Source organism: Wolbachia endosymbiont of Tuta absoluta, from assembly GCF_059414725.1.
The window spans coordinates 1-2,223 of sequence record NZ_JBNRJY010000456.1 but is presented as its reverse complement, the minus strand read 5'-3'; the positions used below and the strand labels follow the sequence as shown (position 1 = coordinate 2,223).

Here is a 2,223-nt window from a genome sequence, read left to right as displayed (position 1 = left end):
TAAATATAGTACCACCCCAACAAATAAGCTTCTTGCTTCGTTTTGCCAAAAATCTTGTTCAGGCATGATTAGGTTAGCTATTTTTTGCACATCGTCAACCATCTGTCCAGGTTTTTCACCGTTTAATCAGCTAATATAAGTTTCCAAAATTTAATGAAACCGAAGAAGACGTTATATATTCATAAATTATAGTTATTTGTTAATCTATATTTTCTCTTGGATATTTATCTCCCTAGTATGATCTGCCACCAACTTTTTTAGCAAAAATATATCGTCCGTGCGAAGATTGGTCAGCCTTTTGATATCCCACACGGAAAGTGTGATTATTTGTTTTTGAGTTGAAATACCTGCACGATCTATCACTTCATAGATTTTTGACGGTATTTTTCACGGTTTATTATTATAACATTTATAGTACAAATTCATTATCATTCAAAGCTTGTCCTGACTTCTTTTTATGATTAAAAGAAGGGGAGTAAGATCGATCGCAGTAAGGAGGACCGCGACCATTTATCCCACATTCTAGCGGAGGCTGGAAACAAAATAAAACTAAATCAGTATCCATACAAAAAGAAATTTAAAAGTGTCATTTTTCGATTATAACCCATAATTTTGAATGCATAAAATTTCATAAAACCAGTATCAGTTGCGCTGACGGGACGGTACCTACATACGGGTAAATAATAGAAAGGTATTACCTTTTTATTTTAGGGTCTTTAGTGATTCTGCCAAACTTTTATGTTTTCATTTCGTAAATCGATTTAATATTTTTTGGTTGATTTAATTTTCAGTAAGCGTCCTACTAATTAGGATCTAGTTATACAGAGTTTCAACTGACAAACAACTGTGATGAAAAGCTTCCAAAGGTAATAAAAATATGTTTCTGAGTTTAGTGGTGTTTGGCCTTAAAAAACAAGCTTATTAGCAGTGAATCACCTAGTCTTGGTATTCATTTCCTTTAACTTTATGGAATGAATAAGTTAAAATAATAAGTTTTCTTCTCAAACATATTTCAGTTTTTGAAATAATATTTATGTCTGTTCACCTTTTTGCGTAAAGACTGAAAATTGGTATCAAAAGATGAGTGGGTGATACAGTATTTTGTACCAAATTAAACAATACGCAAATCGCGTTAGAAAACACAAAATCCACATTCAAGGAATAATAGTCCAAATAAAGAAATTGCGTATCTACATCAATCCAAAACTTTACCGGACTAAAGGTTTTTTATGCAGCAACCATGATCGATCTGCATATCATCTAAAGAGTTTCTGTACGCCAAATTTTTCCAAATCAAAGAGCTTGAGACAGCGTGAGGACACTTTATTTCTCTACGCTGACTCCCTACTAATCTTGTTTCTATTCACGTACGGTCAACACATGAAACGCAATTTAAGATCAAGTAAAATATTTTTTCGATAGGTTTCTACTAGATTATCATTTTTATAACACTTGTAAAAATAAAATCTCATGTAGGTAAGTGAATTTTGCATGATAGACGTGTCAGGTAATTTTGTATAAAAATTTTGGTGAAACTATAAGAAGATATAGAAACCTGAAAACTAAATATCTTGGCAAAAAAGTATACCGGATATATATTGCGACGTGAATTTTCCCATAAAACTGAAACCCTTTCTCCTTGAATGTATAACTTAACGTGTATTTGTTATTTATGATCGATCGTATTTGAGCTCGCGTGCTCAGCGGTCGCGCGACGTTGCGACGTAGCGTCCGGTGCGGTCGGAAGGCAACGCGCCACTGAAGCTTCGTTGGTTTGTTCTCTCTGCGGGCTCCACTCCACTGCTGTTCCAGTAGTGTACCACTCCGGTCGGCTTGCCAGTCGCCACGCGCGACGCAGGCGGGTTGTGTTCGGGACTCGGGAGACACGAGAGGGAAAGCTTTTGTTGCTTGTATTTTATGTGAAACTTTATCAAAGTTTTCAAAAGGACTTGGTTCAGTATTTTCGCCATTGAAATTCATTTTGATTTTTGAAGAGTCCAACAGAAAGTAAATTATAATTTTTGCGGAAAATATATACATATGTTGACAGCCACAGCAGTCCACTAGGTACTTAACTGTACATGGGCCTTTCGAAGAATATTTGGAGTAAATTGACATATTTAAAACTATGACTTTACGACGATCTGTCGATAACGATGAATATTGCAAAATTATCCATAGCGGATAGAATGCCGTTGTTGTAGATAGTTGATATATTTTACG

At 35.0% G+C, this 2,223-nt stretch carries 1 protein-coding gene and 1 pseudogene; both read right to left on the bottom strand.

The genetic code is table 11. The annotated features are described in order from the left end of the window. Nucleotides 1–117 (bottom strand): annotated as a pseudogene (locus ACJ5GX_RS04975) (type IV secretory system conjugative DNA transfer family protein); the annotation flags it as partial. A 292-nt stretch (nucleotides 118–409) separates the two neighbouring features. Next, on the bottom strand, nucleotides 410–565 hold the full coding sequence (locus ACJ5GX_RS04970; protein ID WP_495292764.1) for a hypothetical protein: 156 nt from the start codon (nucleotides 563–565) through the stop codon (nucleotides 410–412). Between the last annotated feature and the right edge of the window lie 1,658 nt (nucleotides 566–2,223).

Coding starts and splice junctions, on each gene's coding strand:
- ACJ5GX_RS04970 (WP_495292764.1), bottom strand. CDS start 565: ATGGATACTGATTTAGTTTTATTTTGTTTCCAGCCTCCGCTAGAATGT.